The organism is Trichocoleus desertorum ATA4-8-CV12 (genome assembly GCA_019358975.1).
Taxonomy (GTDB): Bacteria; Cyanobacteriota; Cyanobacteriia; order FACHB-46; family FACHB-46; genus Trichocoleus; species Trichocoleus desertorum_A.
Map to the genome: position 1 here is coordinate 266476 of JAHHIL010000003.1, position 19334 is coordinate 285809.

20 protein-coding genes and 1 pseudogene are annotated in these 19334 nt (G+C 49.3%); 4 read left to right on the forward strand and 17 right to left on the reverse strand.

The features are described from left to right. The first annotated feature begins 207 nt into the window (after positions 1–207). Together KME12_05450 and KME12_05455 are read left to right on the forward strand one after the other, a co-directional pair. Positions 208–615: a type II toxin-antitoxin system RelE/ParE family toxin gene (locus KME12_05450; protein ID MBW4487217.1), complete on the forward strand. Its 408-nt coding sequence runs from the start codon at positions 208–210 to the stop codon at positions 613–615. A gap of 84 nt (positions 616–699) precedes the next feature. Then, a complete protein-coding gene (locus KME12_05455; protein MBW4487218.1) occupies positions 700–954 on the forward strand; it encodes a hypothetical protein in 255 nt (84 codons plus the stop codon). A 107-nt stretch (positions 955–1061) separates the two neighbouring features. On the opposite strand, the gene KME12_05460 is transcribed toward KME12_05455, so the two are convergent. The 4 genes from KME12_05460 to KME12_05475 form a co-directional block, all read right to left on the reverse strand. Continuing rightward, positions 1062–2957, reverse strand: coding sequence for a hypothetical protein (locus tag KME12_05460; protein ID MBW4487219.1), 1896 nt, complete (start codon positions 2955–2957; stop codon positions 1062–1064). 319 nt (positions 2958–3276) lie between these two features. Further along, complete coding sequence (locus tag KME12_05465) at positions 3277–4077, reverse strand: hypothetical protein (GenBank protein MBW4487220.1); 801 nt, start codon at positions 4075–4077, stop codon at positions 3277–3279. Positions 4078–4354: 277 nt separating this feature from the next. After that, on the reverse strand, positions 4355–5527 hold the full coding sequence (locus KME12_05470; GenBank protein ID MBW4487221.1) for a PEP-CTERM sorting domain-containing protein: 1173 nt from the start codon (positions 5525–5527) through the stop codon (positions 4355–4357). 157 nt (positions 5528–5684) lie between these two features. After that, entirely contained in the window at positions 5685–6584 is a 900-nt protein-coding gene (locus KME12_05475; GenBank protein ID MBW4487222.1) for an alpha/beta fold hydrolase, read from the reverse strand. A gap of 434 nt (positions 6585–7018) precedes the next feature. On the opposite strand from KME12_05475, the gene KME12_05480 reads away from it, so the two are divergent. Further along, positions 7019–7201: a hypothetical protein gene (locus KME12_05480; protein MBW4487223.1), complete on the forward strand. Its 183-nt coding sequence runs from the start codon at positions 7019–7021 to the stop codon at positions 7199–7201. A 14-nt stretch (positions 7202–7215) separates the two neighbouring features. On the opposite strand, the gene KME12_05485 is transcribed toward KME12_05480, so the two are convergent. The 3 genes from KME12_05485 to KME12_05495 are packed head-to-tail and all read right to left on the reverse strand — an operon-like array spanning position 7216 to position 9489. Further along, on the reverse strand, positions 7216–8265 hold the full coding sequence (locus KME12_05485; GenBank protein MBW4487224.1) for a DUF1611 domain-containing protein: 1050 nt from the start codon (positions 8263–8265) through the stop codon (positions 7216–7218). Beyond that, entirely contained in the window at positions 8249–9307 is a 1059-nt protein-coding gene (locus KME12_05490; protein ID MBW4487225.1) for a dipeptide epimerase, read from the reverse strand. The genes KME12_05485 and KME12_05490 overlap by 17 nt, the downstream gene beginning before the upstream one ends. Further along, positions 9307–9489, reverse strand: coding sequence for a hypothetical protein (locus KME12_05495; GenBank protein ID MBW4487226.1), 183 nt, complete (start codon positions 9487–9489; stop codon positions 9307–9309). Before KME12_05495 ends, KME12_05490 begins: the two co-directional genes overlap by 1 nt. On the opposite strand from KME12_05495, the gene KME12_05500 reads away from it, so the two are divergent. Continuing rightward, positions 9480–10280, forward strand: coding sequence for a DUF1186 family protein (locus tag KME12_05500; GenBank protein MBW4487227.1), 801 nt, complete (start codon positions 9480–9482; stop codon positions 10278–10280). The two genes, KME12_05495 and KME12_05500, sit on opposite strands and share 10 nt — an antisense overlap. Before the next feature lie 51 nt (positions 10281–10331). Here KME12_05500 and KME12_05505 read toward each other — a convergent pair whose 3' ends face one another. From KME12_05505 to KME12_05550, 10 genes and pseudogenes are all read right to left on the reverse strand, one after another. Further along, positions 10332–10853: a hypothetical protein gene (locus KME12_05505; GenBank protein ID MBW4487228.1), complete on the reverse strand. Its 522-nt coding sequence runs from the start codon at positions 10851–10853 to the stop codon at positions 10332–10334. A gap of 37 nt (positions 10854–10890) precedes the next feature. Next, complete coding sequence (locus tag KME12_05510; GenBank protein ID MBW4487229.1) at positions 10891–11628, reverse strand: hypothetical protein; 738 nt, start codon at positions 11626–11628, stop codon at positions 10891–10893. Between the two features lie 103 nt (positions 11629–11731). After that, positions 11732–12820, reverse strand: a complete 1089-nt coding sequence (ychF, locus tag KME12_05515; GenBank protein MBW4487230.1) for a redox-regulated ATPase YchF — start codon at positions 12818–12820, stop codon at positions 11732–11734. A gap of 51 nt (positions 12821–12871) precedes the next feature. After that, complete coding sequence (locus KME12_05520; GenBank protein MBW4487231.1) at positions 12872–13069, reverse strand: hypothetical protein; 198 nt, start codon at positions 13067–13069, stop codon at positions 12872–12874. 117 nt (positions 13070–13186) lie between these two features. Then, positions 13187–13840 (reverse strand): DUF938 domain-containing protein, encoded by a 654-nt coding sequence (locus KME12_05525; protein MBW4487232.1) that lies wholly within the window; start codon positions 13838–13840, stop codon positions 13187–13189. A gap of 34 nt (positions 13841–13874) precedes the next feature. Beyond that, the gene (locus KME12_05530; protein MBW4487233.1) at positions 13875–14654 is read right to left on the reverse strand and encodes an S-layer homology domain-containing protein; all 780 of its coding nucleotides are present in this window, start codon (positions 14652–14654) and stop codon (positions 13875–13877) included. Positions 14655–14859: 205 nt separating this feature from the next. Next, on the reverse strand, positions 14860–16080 hold the full coding sequence (locus KME12_05535; protein ID MBW4487234.1) for a DUF790 family protein: 1221 nt from the start codon (positions 16078–16080) through the stop codon (positions 14860–14862). After that, complete coding sequence (locus KME12_05540) at positions 16010–17551, reverse strand: DEAD/DEAH box helicase family protein (GenBank protein MBW4487235.1); 1542 nt, start codon at positions 17549–17551, stop codon at positions 16010–16012. The genes KME12_05535 and KME12_05540 overlap by 71 nt, the downstream gene beginning before the upstream one ends. Positions 17552–17604: 53 nt before the next feature. Then, positions 17605–17718: pseudogene (locus tag KME12_05545) on the reverse strand (DUF202 domain-containing protein). A gap of 25 nt (positions 17719–17743) precedes the next feature. Then, positions 17744–19330 (reverse strand): DUF4070 domain-containing protein, encoded by a 1587-nt coding sequence (locus KME12_05550; protein ID MBW4487236.1) that lies wholly within the window; start codon positions 19328–19330, stop codon positions 17744–17746. Positions 19331–19334: the final 4 nt, after the last annotated feature.

A 19334-nucleotide genomic window follows, 5' to 3' on the forward strand; every position in this document is an offset into this window, starting at 1 on the left:
TCATAGAGGACTAACGCTGTCTTAGTCCACTGCGATCTGATTTCCTAGCACAGGTTGTTATACCTCGTGATTTGAATGTTGCAGAAGCTAAGCGCTTAGGAGCCTTTCTATTAACAATTGCTGTTGACTATCAACCTGGGTGAGGCAACATGACCCAAAGGTCAAGCTGATCAATAGTTTGCCAAGCAGTTAATTGAGATCAAAAATATGCAGAACGAACCACCTGACCAAACATTCTCCGAACCTATAGAGGAACAAGATGGGAAATTCATTGTGCAGATAGAGCTCACTCCTGAGTTCCAGCAAAATCTGCGCAAATTAGCAAAGCGTTATCGAAATATTAGGTTTGATATCCAACCTGTTATTCAAGAAATACAGGTTGGAAACTTGATTGGCGATCGCCTCACTAACATCGGTAAAGACTATAGGGTCTTTAAGGTCAGGATTCAGAACCGGGATATCCAGAAGGGTAAAAGTGCTGGCTATCGCTTGATTTACCAAGTTGAATCGTCAGCGAGCGTACTACTGCTAACGATTTACTCAAAGTCGGATCGGGATGATATTAGTGCTGATGAAGTTCGCGGTATCTTAAATGAATTTTACACAAGTGATTAGTAACTCAAGTATCTGCTCAGAATAGCGTGTAATGCTCTTGAGTGTCAGTTATTCTAAATCTTATAGAAGGTTAAGGGTAGGCTGATGAAAGCGATCGAGGTGACAGGTGTTGTAGACGAACAGGGGAACTTGTCCCTTAATCAGCCAATCCCAAGAGCTGCTCATGGACAAGTGCGTATTATCATTCTCTATCCTGAATCGGCTGAAGAACAAGTTGGCGACCCAGACAATACTTCTACTGAGGAAGTCAAGGCAAGTTTACGACGATCGCTGCAACAAGCTGCATCAGGACAACGACTACCGCTTTCCCAAATGTGGGAGGGTATCGATGAGCAGTAAATGAGTACTGCTAGCCAACTACTGAATCACCATTACAGTTTGGACTCGCCACGAAGCAAAAAGCGATCGCCCCTCTGATCGCCCCAAATTCCCCAACCCCACAACTTCTAGCTCTCAGCCAAAAGAATAATCGTATCTTGCGGAGAGAATGTAACGGGTTGGTCTTTTTTAGGATTGATTACCACACCGTAAGCTCTAGCCACGTTGTTAGCATCGGCTTTGCAACGGTAACCGATCGCCGATTCTCCTCGTTGTCTAGCTGCCTCAACCACGGTGTAGAAATTCACAGGTTGAGCGATCGCGACATAGTCATCCACTGGCTTCAGATAAATCTCGGAACCTTCTGGGTTAAAAAGGTCAGCAAAGACAGCATTCAAGCCTTTCTGTTCTGCGACCTGAGCCAGCATCCGGCTGATAATCTGCTCACTAATGACAAAATCATCGGGCCGTGCCACCTGGGCTAAGGCTTGGTTCCGTACATCCAGAATTTCTGTGACGATTTGGAAGTCGTGGTTGTGGCGATTCGCGATATCCCGCAGGTGTAGCAGTCTGACAAGTGTTTCGGCATCCGATTCCTCAGGATCGAGATCCGGATTGCACAAGACCACAACATGGTCATATTGAGTCAAGTTCAAGCTCTCCAAGACTCGCCGCTCGGTGGGGTCTCCGGAGCGATAGTGCATCGTTTGTCGCTGCAACTTGAGGGTTTCCGCAGAGAGGTCAACCTCGGCTTCCGGAAAACCTGGAGTGACACTCACTGTAGAACCAGGGGCAACGTATTGATCGAGCTGCTGAATAATTTCAACCACGCGATCGTTCCAACCCAAAATCAAGGTGTGCTCTGCTGCGGCAGGCTGACGCTCCTTTAACCGAATCACTTGTGGATTAATGGGCGGCTCCGAGTAGCTAGAGAGTCGCATGGTATCGTCATCTTCGCTAATCAAGATCAGGTGTTCGCCTGGTTGGAGCGGTGTTTCTACAGAGGGGTTGAGCTGAATGGTGCCATCAGTATGTTTAATCCCAATCACCGTGGAATCGTTGTAAGCCAGAAGCGCTTTACCATAGGGCTGTCCTTGCAGCGTTGGCTCGGTTCTGAAGTAGATTTCGTTGCCGCTGAAATCGAGCAGATCCATGTAAACAAGGGACAAGCCCGATTGCCGACAAGTTTGCACCACGATGCGCGAAATTAAATCGTTGGTCAGTAGTACTTCTACTTCGTTCTGTCCTACTAAGTTAATGACATCCAGGCTCTTGGGATTCTGAACCTGGGCCACAATGTGATAAGGCTGAGGCAGCGATCGCGGAATATTAGTAATGGCAAGCAGAGTCTTAACGAGTTGTGTATCCGCTCGTTGATTGTGGGGACTGAGAATAATGATGGAGCGGGCGGTTTGAATATTCACCATACCTAGGTCTGCCATGCTGCTAGGGCTACCCGTACGACAGACTAGGCGAATCCGAGGCAGTTTACCCAATGTATCTGCCAAGGCAATATCCATCTGCATTTTGTCTTCTTCACTCAGGACGACAATGCAGGTGTCGGGCCGATTGGCATTAGCCAAAGCTAGTTCCGAGACCAGCGTGAAGACTTGAAGTGACCAACCCAAAATCACGATATGGTCGGTTTCAATTACCCGCGATCGCCCTTTGCGGAGGTCTTCGAGCTTGGTGTCGATGCCGCTACTGAGCAGACCAATCAGAGTACTGACTACAAAAATGCCGCCAAAGGTGACAAACAGCATCGTGAGGCGAAAAACCCAGCCTGTGTCACCGCCGACTGTACCTGAATCTAAGGTTCGCATCAACACTCCCCAGACGGCTTCGGGGAGACTGAGGCGATCGCCACCTTCTGGCGCAATCCCTGTCAAGCTCACCAAAAAGGCCATCACTAGGATAAATGCCAGAGAGACCAACGCCAGTCCACTAATGAGGGATACGGTACCTCTGGACATGAAGTTGTCGAATCTGTAGCGCAAGCGGTCTGTGATGGCAGTCTTGCCCATTGTGATAATGATTCCTTAACAGCTGCGAGGGGTTTTACACATTTGACCTTAAGACACTAGATGCTGGCTAGTGTTATAGGTGCCCTAAAAGACCAAACGGTGTAGAAAGTATTCCCTGTACCATCCTCATTTCCACGCAGCTAGGGCAATTCTTGAGAGTTTGTAATGCTCCTTTGCACTTGGAGGTGAGGGCGATCGCAACTTCACCTGTGATGTCTGTAGCAGTTCTAGCAACTGGGTAAGCAGCACCATTCTCTTCAGACCAGTAGTCTAGCGCCCAGAATGAGCGATCTCGAATGGTTCTAAAGCTCTTATCAGCTCAAGCCCCTAACCTGACTAACTTGCTCGAAAGATACTCGGCATCATAGCTAAGCTCTGAGCAACGCTCAGTTGCAATTGTAATCAAATCTTTTATAGCTACTTCTTTGACCTTGATTCCATCAAAGTCTAAAAGCTCGCGGGTATTGCCTTTGGTTATGATCCAGACCTGACGAGATTTACCTTGGATCTGAAGTGTTTTCGATCCACGCCCTCCGTCAGCTCTTCTTGTCTCAATTGTTAGTTGTGCTTTATTGCTCAGCTTATTGATGTAATTCTCGATTTGATCCTTCTTATACTCTTCGAAGGAGTCTCTCAGAGTGCAATCATACATGACAGCTAAGTTCTCTAGAATAAAGAACCCATCAGCCTTTCCAGCCTGTGATTCTCTACTGTATTGATAGACGGAATGAATTCCAAGAAGCCTTAGAAGTGAAAAGACCGCATCTTCAAATTCACCACTGTTATTGATTCTTCCTATTGAGTTGAAGGAATCGCTTAATTTCTCCAAGAAGGTTCTGTATGAAAAAGGATGGACATTTACTGGAGACTCTGGATTAGCCTTGGGCTTGGTAGAAGTTGGGATAGAAATAACTCTTTTTTCAGGAGGTGGTACAAATTTGCGTACATCACGAGCAATCCATTCTATATCTCCAGTTTTGGTCTGCCTTTGTTCTAAGACAAACCCCAGTTCCATACCTTTCTGTAGTAACTCAAAATTTAATTCTTCCAAGTCGCCTTCAAAAAATACAACATCCTTGCCATAGTCAGGAATCGGAGATTCGGGAGCAATGTAGCCCATCCCCATTCTCCCTTCACTCTTGCGGAGATACTTAATAGTGCCTTTCTGTTGCATAACCTTGCGAGTGCTAAGCCTACTGAAGTCCCTAGAGTTCTAATTCTGTGTTGATGCTCTAGCGCCTAGCTCACAGTGTTCCCCAAGGCTCAAATGCTCTAAACAGGTTTGCCGCTTTATTAAATCCCAGAATAATGAATTGCCAGTGATTTAGTGAGACTGGCTCAATAGTTAGAGAGCGATCGCCCTTCTCCTTACAAAAAGAGCGATCGCCTTGTTTGTTTTAAGTATTAGGTGATTTGCGATCGCGTCTCAAAGATAAGGCTGTCATTGCAATGCCAAAGGCAAATAAACCAACCGCAGTAGTGGGTTCAGGGACACTGATTGGGGCGTAGGTGATGCCGATCGGGCGCTTGAGGTTGGAGTTTGTGGCAACGAAGACTGCATTGGTGTTGCCAGGGCTGGGTAAAGGTTGGCCTGTAGTGCCGTCGTAGCGGAGGATGGCTCCGAAGTTGTTGTTCCGGGAGTCAAAACCCACGGTGTAGAGTTTGTTGTCGGGGGCGAAGGTGAGGTTGCCGATGAAGTTGCTGCTGCGGGGCTGGCCGTTGTCGTTGAAGGTGGCGTAGCTGGTTGCAATCGTTGACTTGAGTGCGCCTGTGGCTAAGTCATAGCTGCGGATACCATTGGCGAAGTCGGTAGTAGCCAGATCTCCGTTAGGGGCGATCGCCAGCCCTAAGAAACTCACAAAGCCAAAACTGAGAGGCAGCGGTTGTGGTTGATCCGCAAAAACAGTCGGGGTGGAGCTGAGTACACCGTTGTTATTAGTGAAGCGCAGTACTTGACTGGGCAAACCGGGAAAGTTAGCCGCAATCTCACCAGGTTCTACATCCCCGTCGCCATCTCCATCACCGGGAGCTGCAATACTGCCTTGCGTGGTGACATAGAGATTGCCAGCCGCATCAAATACCAGATCGTTAGGCCCATTCAATCCGTTGGGTTGGCCATTCCCTGCCGCAAACACATCAATAAAAGCTCCCGTTTGGCCGTCGTATCGAAGAATTTGATCGGTTAAGAAGCTGCTGATATAAAGCTTGCCATCTGGGCCAAAGGCTGAACCGTAGGGACGAATTAGCGCACCTCCTTGGTCAAAGCGACCGAGAAACTGTCCGGTCTTGCCGTCGTAACGCAGAATTGCCCCTAAAAAGTTGTCGCCGCTGCTGACGTAGAGATCGCCATCTGGGCCAAAAGTGAGATCATCTGGGCTAATCAGACCTCCACTTCCGGCGGCAATAAACTCACCCCCTAGTTTCCCTGTACGCTCATCAAAGATCAGAACGTTGTTGCCTGCGGTATTCCCAACCAACAAAGCGGCTTGGGCGGAAGCATGTTGTAGTCCCCAGATTGCCAAAACGCTGCCAACAGTCGCTACCTGATAAGCGATCGCTCTCCATTGCATAAACCCACTCCTCCATTCACAAAATCAATCCATTATTAGGGAATGGGTGGAAGCAGCAGGAGAACTTCTACAAATTCTTTACTCTCTTTTGGTTGACCTCTCTAGATGCAGCGATCGCCCTTCTTTCAGAAAAAAGAGCGATCGCCACCGTTGAAAGCTAACTCGCAAGGGAATTAACCCAGGATCGAATTAGATCGTTGACCTGATCCGGTACTTCGTCATGGGGACAATGCCCAGCATTCAGGAAATGCTCAGTCAGTTGCGGGTAGTGTTGACGGAACTTGACGCTGCGGGCTCTAGAGTTCATCCAGGGGTCATGCTCGCCCCAGAGCATCAGCAAAGGGCACTGAAGTTGTCCCAGCAAGACATCTACCTTGTCACCTTGGGGCGTCTTAAAGACCGATGCAAACACATCTACGGCACCGGGGTCACTGGCTGCTCGCAAAATATCATCGACCAAATCATCCGTGATGGCAGCCTGATCGAGATAAACCTTCTGCAACGTCTGGCGCACCACAGAACGCTGGCGGGTGTATTGAAACACAACATAGCTGGCCCAAGGTTGCTGAAACAATGACTGCACAAAGCTGCCAAACACTTCTCGGATCGGGTCTTTCTTGGGGGCAGGCTGAGCATCGCTAAAGGGGCCAGCACTGTTAAACAAAACCAAACCTGCGGCATCTTCAGGGTGCTGGGCTGCCACAGACAAGGCCGCATAGCCTCCCAAAGAGTTACCTCCCAAAATCGTTGGCTGGCCAATCATCTCGGTGATGAAGTCGTGAATTTGGTTTCGCCACAGCTCGCCGCTATATTGCCAGTTGGGTTTTGCCGATCGCCCAAAGCCCAGCAAATCGATCGCCCAAACTTCAAAATCGTTACTCAACCCAGCCACGTTTTTGCGCCAATGGAAGGTTGAGGCTCCAAAGCCGTGGATCAACAGCAATGGAGGACGGTGAGGCGATCGCTCGCCTGCTCGGACATAGTAGATTGGTTGGCCCCGCCACTGCCAATACTGACCAGATAGGGGAGCAATGCTGCTGGCTTGGGTAACTTGCATGGTGAGGAAGCTGTAAAGTATCTTTAAATATCTTAACTTTTTAGCCTGAAAGCTTGGTGCTGTAACGGTTGCACCACCTCTAAAGGCAGAGAAATTAGACCTACTTCCGCGACTCTATAAGATTCTGTAGGGCTGAGTCAATGGTAATCCCTACGGATTAAGAAGGATGAGGGATGAGGGATGAAAAGTGAGGGATGAGGGATGAGGGATGAAAAGTGAGGGATGAGGGATGAGGGATGAAAGGGTCACAAGTTGAGGTTGACAGGAGAACAAGCGTGCTCTTTTGGGTAGCTTAAGTTACTAGAGCTTTAGGTTTTAAGAGCCTGAGCCGAGTCAATAAAGTTCTTGGAATAAAATTGCTAAAAATCAATAAAAATCTAATATTCTTATACGAAGAAAATAGTTCAGATCGTTATCTGCATCAGGGTCATCTTGTGAACATGGCAATCCAGGAACTTGTTGATCGGATTTTGGCATCCCGTCGCATTAGTCGTACCGAGCAAAACCGCTTCATGTCAGCACTGCTCGCAAAAAATTTTTTGAGTGCAGAAGATCAACAGCAAATTACTCGCGTTTTTGATGGTTTGCAGACGGGTTTAATCCGCGTGGTGGATTAACGCATTGCTGGCAATTAGCGATCGCCCAAAATTGCATCTAACAATAAATCAGCGCGGAACCTAACTGGATCGGTACAAGGGAGGCCCGTTTCTTGTTGGGTTTGCTCAATCGCTTGCTTTGCGGCGCCTGTGTCTAGGTGAGCCGTGTTGAGGGCGATCGCCACAACTTTAGCAGGTGCAAAAGCTCCTCCTGCGGTTGCCACAGTTTCATACAGCTCAACCACCTGCGGTAATGGTGGAATCAGCACATGTGGGAGATTGCGAATATGAGTTTGTCCTGCCCGATGCACTAGCACGAGATGGGTGGGCTGAGAGCCACGCAACAACGGTAAAGTCGCGGTAGAAGCAGGGTTCAGCAACGAACCCTGGCCTTCCACAAACACAATGTCTTGGTCTGTACCTGAGCGCAGCATCAACTGTTCCACAGCGCCAGCCGCAAAATCAACCCGGATTGCATCTAGAGGAATCCCATCTCCTGCCAGCATCATGCCCGCCTGACCCGTAGCGAGGAACTTAGCCCGCAAGCCCCGCTGTAGCGCAGTTTGGTGGAGTTCTAAGGCAGTAGACATCTTACCCACGCTCATGTCGGTGCCCACTAGCAGCACCCGCAAGCAATCCAGCAATCGCGCCTGTCCGCTACCCACCGTTAAGCCTGCTGGCTCTTGGCGCATATCCCAAATCCACTGATCCGTGCGGAGGAGCGCCTGGAGTTCTGGGTCTTGGGCCAAGGGCGTATGCAGGCCATTTGCTACAGAAACACCCGCCGCGATCGCCTGTTGAATTTCTTGTCGCCAAGCCTCTGGCAAAATGCCACCCGAAGGCGCAATCCCGATCGCCAAAACATCAGGCTTATAAGCTAGAGCCTCAGCAACAAACGCCACGATGGGCGCAGAACGATGAATGCCAGTTAGGTCGAGCAGGGATTCTCCGACGCACTGTTGATCAATCACTGCCACAATGTTGGCATCGCTGTAGCGCAAGAGGGATAGCCCTGTTTTCCCCTGAGAGCCGCGAATTCCCTCGTGGAGCAGAATGGCGACGCGATGTTTAGGGCTGAGACGCATGTTGAACTCCTAAACCAGGCAAATCGTTGGGCAGTAAACGTCCATCCTGCATTGTGGCACCCTTAAATGGATCGTCTAGCAGATTCAAGTGACTATCGAGATCTAAATAATCCGCGTAGGCGGAGAGCTGAGCGGCAGCAGTATTGAGCAAGCTACTGTCAGAATAACAACCAAACATGATCTGGAGGCCACAAGCGCGAGCTGTATGCACCATCCGCATTGCCTCGGTCAACCCACCCGACTTCATCAGCTTGATATTAATGCCATGAACGCGATCGCTGAGGGGCGGAATATCTCGACTCGTAAAACAGCTTTCATCCACAAAAATCGGCAAAGGCGATCGCTCGTACAGTTCTGGCAAGTCTTGCTCCTGACCTCGACGGAGGGGTTGCTCTATATAGGTCACGCCTTGTTGCTCTAGCCACTGACTCATTTTGATCGCATTAGTGAGACTCCAGCCACCATTGGCATCAATGCTGATCTTGATTTGCGGTGGTGCAACCTCACGAATAGCAACTAACATGGCTTGATCGGCATCAGTACCATCGGGGCTACCCAGTTTGACCTTTAAAGCTTTTGCCGAAGTAAGTTGCAGCCAATCTTTAACCCGTTGCTGCGCTACCTCTGGCGGATTAATGCCAATGGTGACGGATGTCGGGACAATGCGATCGCGATTCAACCCCCACAACTGCCACAGCGGTAACTGCACTTTGTGACCCAGCCAATCTAGTAACGCGATATCTAAAGCCGCATGAGCCGCTGAAGGGAGTTGAGCTTCCCGTAAAACCAGTTCAATCTGCTGACGATCGAGGGGATGGAACGGTTCCAAGGCGGGGGCTATCTGCTGCAACTGTTGAGCGAGAGCGATCGCCTCTGTCGTTTGCGGCGTTTCCCCCACTGAAAAGGGAGAACCTTCCCCCCAACCTGCAATGCCATCTTGTTCCACCCGCACCCAGACATTCGTCGTTTGAGCCGTGGTACCTCGACTGATGGTGAGGGGGAATCGCTTGTGAACCGTAAAGGTTTCGACGTGAATTCGCATTACGCTACATCGTCCGAGATCTCAAACAAGGTGATATCCGGATCGCAAATATAAAACCCATAATTGGAGTTTAGACTAATCGAGAAAAGAGCGATCGCTCTCCAGAAAACTTGAGTTCTGAATCGGCTGACCTTAAAAATAGAGCTATTCAAGCCAGCATCCGGTGAAAGATATGAACCCAAATTATGCTCCTCCCGTTGATCAACTCCTCAGTTTTGGTGATTGTCGAAAGTCGATGGCTGAATGGCCCAATTATCTCCAAGATTTAGGGCTAGGGCCAGAGCATATTCCAGACTTGATTCGGATGGCTACGGATGAAGAGTTATGGACAATAGAGTCCGAAGGTTTAGAGATTTGGGCACCGATTCACGCTTGGCGATCGCTTGGTCAATTGCGGGCTGAGGCAGCGATCGAACCTTTGCTAGGTTTGCTCCACTGGATAGACGAAGAAGGCAATGACTGGATCGGTGAAGAAGTGCCTGAAGTGTTGGGCATGATTGGAGCCGCTGCTATTCCAGCCGTTAACCATTACTTGGTAGATAAAACGCATGGGGTATGGGCACGAACCGCAGCATCTGAGGCTTTGGTCAAAATTGCTCAGCAGTATCCAGAAGTACGAGAGCAATCTATTAACGCGATCGCCCATCAGCTAGAGCAGTTTACTAAAAACAATCCAGTGCTTAACGGCATGCTGGTTGCAGCATTGCTAGACCTGAAGGCGGTGGAAGCTGCCCCGGTTATGGAAAGAGCCTTTGCTGCTAATCGAGTGGATGACACGATCGCGGGCGATTGGGAGGCGGTACAGCTAGATCTAGGCATGGTCTCCGAGCTAGAGTTGCGCCAACGCCGATTTGAAGCCGCTCAACGCCCCGTGATTGATTTTTCTGCGATAGCCAAACCCAAACAAGAAGTTTCAGGTTTCGGCTCATCCTCTTCCGACAAATCCAAGAAAAAAGGTAAAAAGAAAAAATAGAGCGATCGGGTGGGCAAGCGATGATATAAATCATCCCACCCAATTAATCGTTTAAATTAGATGAGTGGAAGCCTTGACACGCACAGTAGACTGCCAAGTATCACCTGATTTCCATACTCTAAAAACATCATAGTTTCTGCTATCAACATAGTGACAAGCCATCCAGTGATGATCATCTCGTGCTTTTAGAAATGTTGTGGCTTTAACTCGGATATCATCGTGCCAAGTGTCATCATTGCTATTCCATACTTCAAAGCAATGGTGATTAACTTTATCTGATTTTGCAAACCTCATCCAATGCTTTTCATCTCTGCCCTTCAGCATTACTGCCTTTTGAACTACAACTGAACCTTTCTTGAGACCCGCCTGCAAATCTTTAAGATTCTGCCTGGTTTCTTTTAAATCTGTCTGAGTCTTTTTAAATTCTGTTTGAGCTTCTTTGAGTTCTGTTTTAACCGTATCCAGTTCAGTTCTGAGGGTTTGAGCTTCTGCTGTAGCTGCTTCTAGCTCACGTCTAGCGAGATCTAACTTCTGAAGCGCTTCTTCAATGCATTGTAAAGGTGTACTTCCCATCTTAATTGCTCTCCAAATTTACCTGAATAATGAATAGCTAAATATATTGATGCCAAAATTCACAGAGCTGACCATATTTGAACCAGTCTTTAATAAAAATATTTTGAAAAGCAGGTGCACCTCTTGCTAGATACTTCATTAAAACGGCGCTGTGTTGGAGTTGGGCATAAGTCTCAATAATCTTCTCGACAGGTTTATTCTCATTGAGTTTGCTCAGTTCGTAGCATTCCATGAGCCGATAGATCTCTAAGTTTGAAAGATCTAAACCGCTCTTCCAATGAATGTTTAATTGCTGCTTGCATTGATCCCACGGTGCAGGTAGAAAATGTCTAAATTTTTTAATTTCGAATTCCAATCTAGTTATTTCACCTGCTAGAAATTCTGCAATGCGATCAATGAGAGCATTGGCATCTTGAAAGAATTTTGTTTCTAGGTGTTCTATTTCTTTTAAGGTGGACTCAATTAAATCCTTTAAAGCATCTGTTCCAACTTGAGCTTTCTTGAAAAGGTTTTCAAGCAAATCAGTGACTTGCTCAATAGTGTCTTTAATAATCTGATGTGCTACGGATTCTCCATTCTTAATGAGTTCTGTAGCAACATATTCAACATGATTAGCAAAAGGATACAAATGATTATCGAAAAGCTCATCTATTAGATGGTTAAATTCTTCTTTAGTTGCTTCGCCAAAACTCTTACCTAGCTTTCTGCCGAAGGCTTTAGCGTCTAATAAATAGTTAAGAATAGAAGTGTAGTTGCGATGTAAGGAGATGACCATTGTCGATCAGCTTTGATGGCTGAATTGAGAGTGCCCATTCCTTTGCTTTAAGCAACAAAAAGGTGAGCGATCGCCCACCTCTAAAACCTTTTGTGTGTTGAACTTAAACGTTGAAGCGGAAAAGCATCACGTCGCCTTCTTGGACGATGTATTCTTTGCCTTCACTGCGGACTAAGCCTTTTTCCTTGGCAGCAGCCATTGAACCTGTAGTGGTCAAATCCTTGTACGCAACCGTTTCGGCTCGGATGAAGCCACGTTCAAAATCGGAGTGGATCACGCCAGCGGCTTGAGGAGCAGACATCCCAGCTTTGATTGTCCAGGCGCGAGTTTCTTTAGGGCCAGCGGTGAAATAGGTGCGGAGACCCAAAAGTTCATAAGTAGCGCGAATCAGAGATTTAAGGCCACCTTCTTCCACACCTAAGGAAGCCAAGAAATCTTGACGCTCATCTTCGGGAAGTTCGACCAGTTCTGACTCAACCTGAGCCGAGACTACCACCACTTGCGCTTCCGAGCCTGCATACTGTCGCACTTGCTCCACCTGAGCATTCCCTGCTGCCAAATCATCTTCCGCAACGTTGGCCGCATAGATGATGGGTTTGCGGGTTAGCAGACCTAGAGGCTTAACGATGAGTTCTTCTTCCTCGTTCAGGTCAACTTGACGAGCTTGTTGGCCTTCATTAAGGGCGGCACTCAGTTTTTCCAATGCCCCCAGCTCAATTTGGGCTTCTTTGCTAGTGCGGGCATTTTTGCGGGTGCGCTCAATCCTGCGATCGATCTGAAACAAATCAGACAATCCTAGTTCTAAATTGATCACTTCGATGTCGCGGACTGGATCAACCGAACCAGAGACGTGGATGATGTCGTCATTCTCAAAGCAGCGCACCACATGCACGATCGCATCGACTTCACGAATGTTGGCGAGAAACTGGTTACCCAGCCCTTCTCCCTTGCTGGCTCCTTTCACCAATCCGGCGATGTCTACAAACTCAACCCGCGTGGGCACGATTTCTGCTGAGCTAGAAATCTTGGCGAGTGTTTGCAGCCGCTCATCCGGAACCGCAACCACGCCAACATTTGGCTCGATGGTGCAGAAAGGAAAGTTGGCAGCTTGGGCTTTGGCATTCGCGACCAAAGCATTGAATAAAGTTGATTTTCCAACGTTGGGCAGTCCAACAATCCCGGCTCTTAGCATGTCAGTTCGGTTGCGTTAGTAAACAAATCAGCAGATGGGCTGATATTGATTTTATTGCGGTTCCGGAATCGTTTGTGGAATTGGTGCGGGGACTGTCTGCGGAATCGGCGCGGGAACAGGCTCTGGAACTGGGCCAGGAACCGTTTGCGGCACAACTTGAGGAATCGGTTCGGGCACAGGGCCAGGAACAGGCTCTGGAATCATGGGGCCAGGGTTTGGTTCTAGAGGGCCAGGGCCAGGAGTCGGAATTTGTGGCTCTGGGATGCTAATCATATACATGGTTCGCGGCTCCTTCTACATCTCGTTTCTATGGTAAAAGGCGATCGCGTGGCTGGCATCCGCCGCAAGTAACGACCTAAAGAACAACTATCCATGCTGAAACACAACAGAAAAATTGTTGGCGGGCATCGGTACAGTTTCCAGGAAAATCAAGTTTTGGGCTTTGGCTGCGGCGACGACATCTTCTAGGTTTCGTACTCCCCAATCGGGATTTTGCGATCGCAGCGATTCATCAAACAACTCATTGCTAGGAGCGGTGTGCTGTCCGTTTTGCTTATAGGGGCCATAGAGATACAGGATGCCATCTGGGGGGAGAATGCGGCCCGCACCTGCTAGCAGCCCTAGACCAGCCGACCAAGGCGCGATATGAATCATGTTGCAACAGACGATCGCGGTAATGGTTGGATCTGGGCGCTCGCTGCCATCGCTGGCTGTCTCAATCGGCCAAGTAGAGTCTCGCGTGTCTAGTTGCAGGGGCGATCGCAAATTATCCGCAGGCCATTCCTGCTGCCATGCGGCAATGCTAGCCACCATATCGGGGTTAGGATCGCTCGGTTGCCAAATCCGAGGCTGGAGACGTGGCGCAAAGAAGATGGCATGTTCCCCAGTTCCACTCGCCACTTCCAAGACTGTACCTGTAGGAGGCAAGACCTTTTGCAATATCCGTAGGATCGGTTCTCGATTGCGAGCCGTAGCTGGGGCATGACGGCAGACATCATTAGTCGTTGGATGGTCAGGCATAGGGTTCTTAGAACATCTCACCTGCCCATCTTACCTATTGAGCAGGCTGACCTTGATCGGGCTGTGCCTGAACGGGTTGAGCCTGAACGGGTTGAGGAGTGGCTTGAGGAGTAGATTGAACCTGAGGAAGTTGAGTTTCCTGAGCAGGCGCAGAATCAGGTCTGGTTTGACGCGCTAAATACTGACTCAACGCATAAGCCAAATCCCCTCTAGTAATCGGCTGGAGCGGATTAATCTGATCTGCTTCTACATTGACAAAACCTTCATTCAAGGCCGTTGCCATTGCTTTGCGGGCCCAGGCAGGAATGTTTTGCGAGTCAGGATAGCGAGCCAAAATTGCCTTTACAGTGGCATCTGGGAACTGGTACACCCCATAGGCTTGAGCAAAAATTGCCAAAGCTTCGGCTCTGGTCATTTTCTGATTGGGGTAAAACAGCCGACCCCGATACCCAGTCATAGTGCCCGTCTTCAGCACCGTTTGAATGTCTTTGTAACCCCAGTAATTAGGTGAGACATCATCGACAGGGACTGGTTCACCTTGTTTAGCCGCAGCTCGCTGATTTAACTGAAAGGTTTTTACCAAGATGGAGGCAAGTTCGGCGCGACTGAGTAAGTCATTCTCACGAAAATCTCCATTGCGATCCCGCGTCATCAACCCCGCAGCGACCACCTGGGCGATCGGGTCAGCGACAGGTGTGGTCATTTCGATCAGTTCATCTAAGGGCGGCACACCTGGAAGGGGTTGCGCTTGGACTACTAATTGCAATCCTTGTAGTAATGCCACCAAAGAAACAGTGCTGAGCAAACGGTGCATCTTTATAAATCCCTCCTGACTGTGCCAACTCTACGAATTACTTATCCTTTAAACCCGCTAGAGTCTTTGAATTCAACCCTTTCACCGAAGTTTACGGATCAGGTTCAACGAACGTGCTAGAGATTGCGTCGTTCAGTGAGGTCGATCTAATTGATGACCCCGACCGTCCAGTTGACGAGTCAATCAGATTTATGTTTCAGCAAATTTACACATCGGCGATCGCGGCCAACACTACTTTGGGGGCCAATTTATCCTTAAACCAAACAATTCGCGCCGGAGTATCCTGCACCTTCACGCCTGCTTTTTCGAGGTTTAAGCGCTCGGAGATCGCCAAAATCAAATTGTCGCAACCAGATTGGCGCACCTGCGAGAACTTTTTGCGGAGATATTCGGGTCGCCAATAACCCACAATTTCGAGCAGAAACGTCCGACCATCAGGATGTACCAGGCGGAAGTCGGGAATCATCACACTGCCAGGGATCGGGATTAAATCCACTTCTCGTTCTAGCCGCCATTCTGATTTCAAGGAGTCCCAGCGATCGGCGAAGGACGCTTCTAGCATGCTGTCGTAGGGCTTACCGGGAGGATAATGCGTTACCAAACCACAGTCATCTTTGAGGCTGAAGTGACGTAATTTGGGTTCATTGGTGTAGAAGTCACGGGTTTGCAGCGTCGCTTTCAGGTTCCACTTCGTGACATGCAGCATTGCTGGAATGAGTTTAGCGATATCCAAGCCGTAGCGGGTGCTGACCTTAAACAAACTAGCAGGCCCATCAATCGTGATCGTAAAGCCATGATCCGCATCACCTTCAATGTAGGTCATCAGTTGAAATAGCTTCAGGTAGCGGAACAGCAGCTTGTACTCACCCGGATCGTTGCGATGCACATTTAGAATAATGTGGCTGGCTTTGTAGAATACGCCCTGCACTTGCGACAAGTTGTAGCGATGCAGCAACGCTTCGGGCGTGGGTTCCTCAAACTGCGTCAGGATACGGTTCTCTGCCAAGTCTGCATATAAACCCGCGCGAATTTGGTCGGGAAAGACTTCTCGCTCTAACTCCTTACTCAACAAATCTGCTAAGCGATCCAATATTTGGGGAGTAGCTTGGAGGCTGGGCAGCGTATTCGCCGCAAAGGCAAAAACTCGTTCTCGTAACTGCTGCGGCTCTAGGGGACTAATGATCTCAAAGGTACACATGGCACTCTTAAGCAAATGTGCCAAACCCCGCTTCATCCGATAGTCGGGGGTATCTCCTTCTAGCTCTTGGAGTTGCCGATTCAGTTCTCCCTGCGTCTGTCCCACCACATCTCGAAACAGAGAAATTAGCTCAGAGGCGATCGCGATATTTGTCGCCTCAATCTTCAGGCGTTTCGGGATGATCTCCTCCCCACTGTAACGGTGAATCAGCAGCTCGGTGGGTAGCATGGGCGCTTATCTCGTAAGGGCTAGATACAGGATTTGAGGGAACAATTTCTAATTGTCGGTGTGGCTGCGCGGGTTTGGGCTTGAATTTGGCAGTCGTCGGGGCAGTCGTAGAACGACGGCGATCGGAAGTGTTTTCTTCGCTGGTCTGCTCTGCCACCACTTCATACAGCATGGCTAATTTCTCGCCTTCTTTACTTCTACGCAGCACGCGACCTAAGCGTTGAATAAATTCTCGCTGCGAGCCTGTGCCAGAGAGAATCACTGCAACACTGGCTTCTGGCACATCTACGCCTTCATTCAAAACATGAGATGTCACCAAAGTTTTGTAAGTGCCGTTGCGAAAGCGGTCTAGAATTTCGTGGCGTTCTTTGACTGGGGTTTGGTGAGTCAGGGCTGGAATCAAGAAGTTTTGCGAGATCCGATAAACGGTGGCGTTGTCGTTGGTGAAGATCAGGATACGTTCTGGGTGGTGCTGCGACAACAGATCTGCTAAGACTCGGAGCTTTCCTTCTGTGCCTAGGGCGATCTCCTTCGACTCTCGGTGGGCTAACATGGCTCTCCGTCCTGCTTGCGATCGCGCACTCGCCTGCACAAACCGCTGCCATCCCTGGATGCTGCCCAACCGGATATTCACATCTTGCAAAAACTGATTGCGAGTTTTAATCAACTCATCATAGCGATCGCGCTCCTGAGCCGACAGTTTCACCTTAATCTGCACCACTTCATGATTTGCCAGTGCAGTTCCAGAGAGTTCTTCAGGGGTGCGGCGATAGACTTCTAGCCCAATTAGAGTTTCTAAATCGGTATGTCTGCCATCAGCCCGTTCTGGCGTAGCGGTGAGACCCAATCGGTAAGGGGCGATCGCGAACTCGGCAATGACGCGATTAAAGTCACTGGGTAAGTGGTGGCATTCATCAAAAATTAGCAACGCATATTGATTGCCCAAGGATTCAGCGTTGATGGCGGCACTGTCGTAGGTAGAAACGAGAATGGGGGTGCGATCGCGGGAGCCTCCACCCAACAAACCAATCTCGACATCGGGGAAAGCGGCCATTAGATGCGCATACCACTGATGCATCAAATCCAACGTGGGCACCACAATCAACGTGTGGCGAGGCGTCGCTTGCATCGCCATTTGGGCTAGATAGGTCTTCCCTGCCGCTGTGGGCAATACCACCACTCCCTGCCGCCCCGCCTCGATCCAGGCCGCTAGCGCCTCGCTTTGATGAGGATAAGGTTGCATCTCCACACTCGCCACCAACGGCAACGGTGCAAAAATTCTGGCTTGATCTTCAAAGGCGGTGCCATCAGATTGCAACGCTTCTACCAATTCGCGGTAATGAATCGCCGGAATTCGGAAGCGTTCTACCCGGTCGTCCCAAGTGGCAAACTCAATCCACGCTTTACCTTTCGGTGGTGGATGCAAAATCAATGTACCCCGATCAAAGGAGAGCGTAGGAGTGCGAGCCATCAGTCTCTAACAGTTGTTCTCTTCCGCTCATTCTAGAGGTTTCGTGGGATCAAGGCGATCGCAAAGCCAAACCCAATCAACGCAATCGAGGTTCGTAGCCAAGCCAGAAATGTTCGTTCGTTGGCTTGGTGTTCGCGTTGGCGATCGACCTGTGGCTTTTGAATCATGCCTGAGGAAGCGCTGGTGGCAGCGTCAGAGCCTGACTAATGTGGGTTGGGCTTCAGTTACCACAGGGGTCGTAGTCGGGTCGTAACCGAGCTGTTCAGTAATTCGTTGTTTCGCTAAAACTCGATATTCCCAAAAGTGCTCTCCCACAGCGCATAGGCTCAAATACATGGCCAGAGTCTGGGGTTTAGTTCGAGCGATCGCCCATAACTGTCGCCAAAACTGTGCCCGAATTTCGGGTCGTCGAATCCCTTGATGCCAGATTAACTGGCTCACCAGCCGCAACCCTCTACCCGGCGTAAACTGCATCGTCTGCTTGCGATCCGATTGGGGCGTAATGTTGAGACATTGCTGAAAGCAGCGTCTTAGGTAATTGGTAGGTTCATATAAAGTCCAAAAACCCTCGACATACTCTTTAGCAATTTCCGCGATCGGACGAGTCGGAACAAAATTCATGAGAGTATTTTGATCACCCACATCTGTCACGCCTGTACCTTCAACTAGGCGTTGCTCTTGTTGCAGCCGATTCCACAGAGCCGTGTTGGGTAGAGCTTGCAAAATCCCTAGCATGGGTTGAGGGATACTCGTTTGTTCCACAAAAGCTTGAATTCGCTCTCCCGCACCTGAGCGTTCTCCATCAAAGCCCAGAATAAAGCCAGCGTAGATCAGCAATCCTGCGTCATTGATTTTGCGGCAAGCCTCGATCAGCGGGTTACGCGTATTCTGCATCTTGCGCGTCACCTGGAGGCTGTCTTGATCCGGCGTTTCAATCCCGAGGAAGACTGCGTAGAAACCCGCTGCTCGCATCATCTGTAGTAGTTCATCATCTTCTGCCAAGTTCACAGAAGCTTCGGTCATAAAAGTGAAAGGATAGTCGTGCTCCTGCATCCAGGGAATCAATTCTCGTAAGAAGCGTTTGACGTTGCGCTGATTGCCAATAAAGTTGTCATCCACAATAAAGAGCGAGCCTCGCCAGCCCAAGTCATACAGCGCTTGTAATTCGGCTAAAGCTTGCTGTGGTTCTTTGGTGCGGGGTTTGCGACCGTAGAGCGTGATGATGTCACAAAACTCACAATTAAAAGGACAACCCCGCGAAAACTGAATTGCCATCATGAAGTAGGCATCGCGTTGCAGCAAGTCGAAACGGGGCAGAGGACTTAAGCTGACATCTGGTTTTTCGAGAGAACGAAAGACTCCTTGAGATTCCCCTTGCGCGATCGCCGCCAAAAACTGCGGCACTGTCATCTCTCCTTCATCTAGGATCAGATAATGTGCTCCAGAATCTAGAGCGTCTTGCGGTACCGAGGTGGGATACGGCCCGCCCACGGCCACCTTCTTGCCCAATTGCACTGCTTTTTGAATCAGGGCGTGGAAGTCTGGTTTCTGCACCAGCATGGCCGAGAGGATGACTATGTCACACCATTCCCAGTCTGCCTCGGTTTCAACTTTGACGTTGCGATCGTAGAACCGAATCTCCCAGTCTTGAGGGAGGAGTGCAGCAACTGTGATAATGCCCAAGGGAGGAATGACGGCTTTGAGTCCAGCCATCTCCATGCAGCGATCGTACGACCAAAAAGACTGGGGAAACCGAGGATAGAGCAGCAGTGCTTTCATAAGA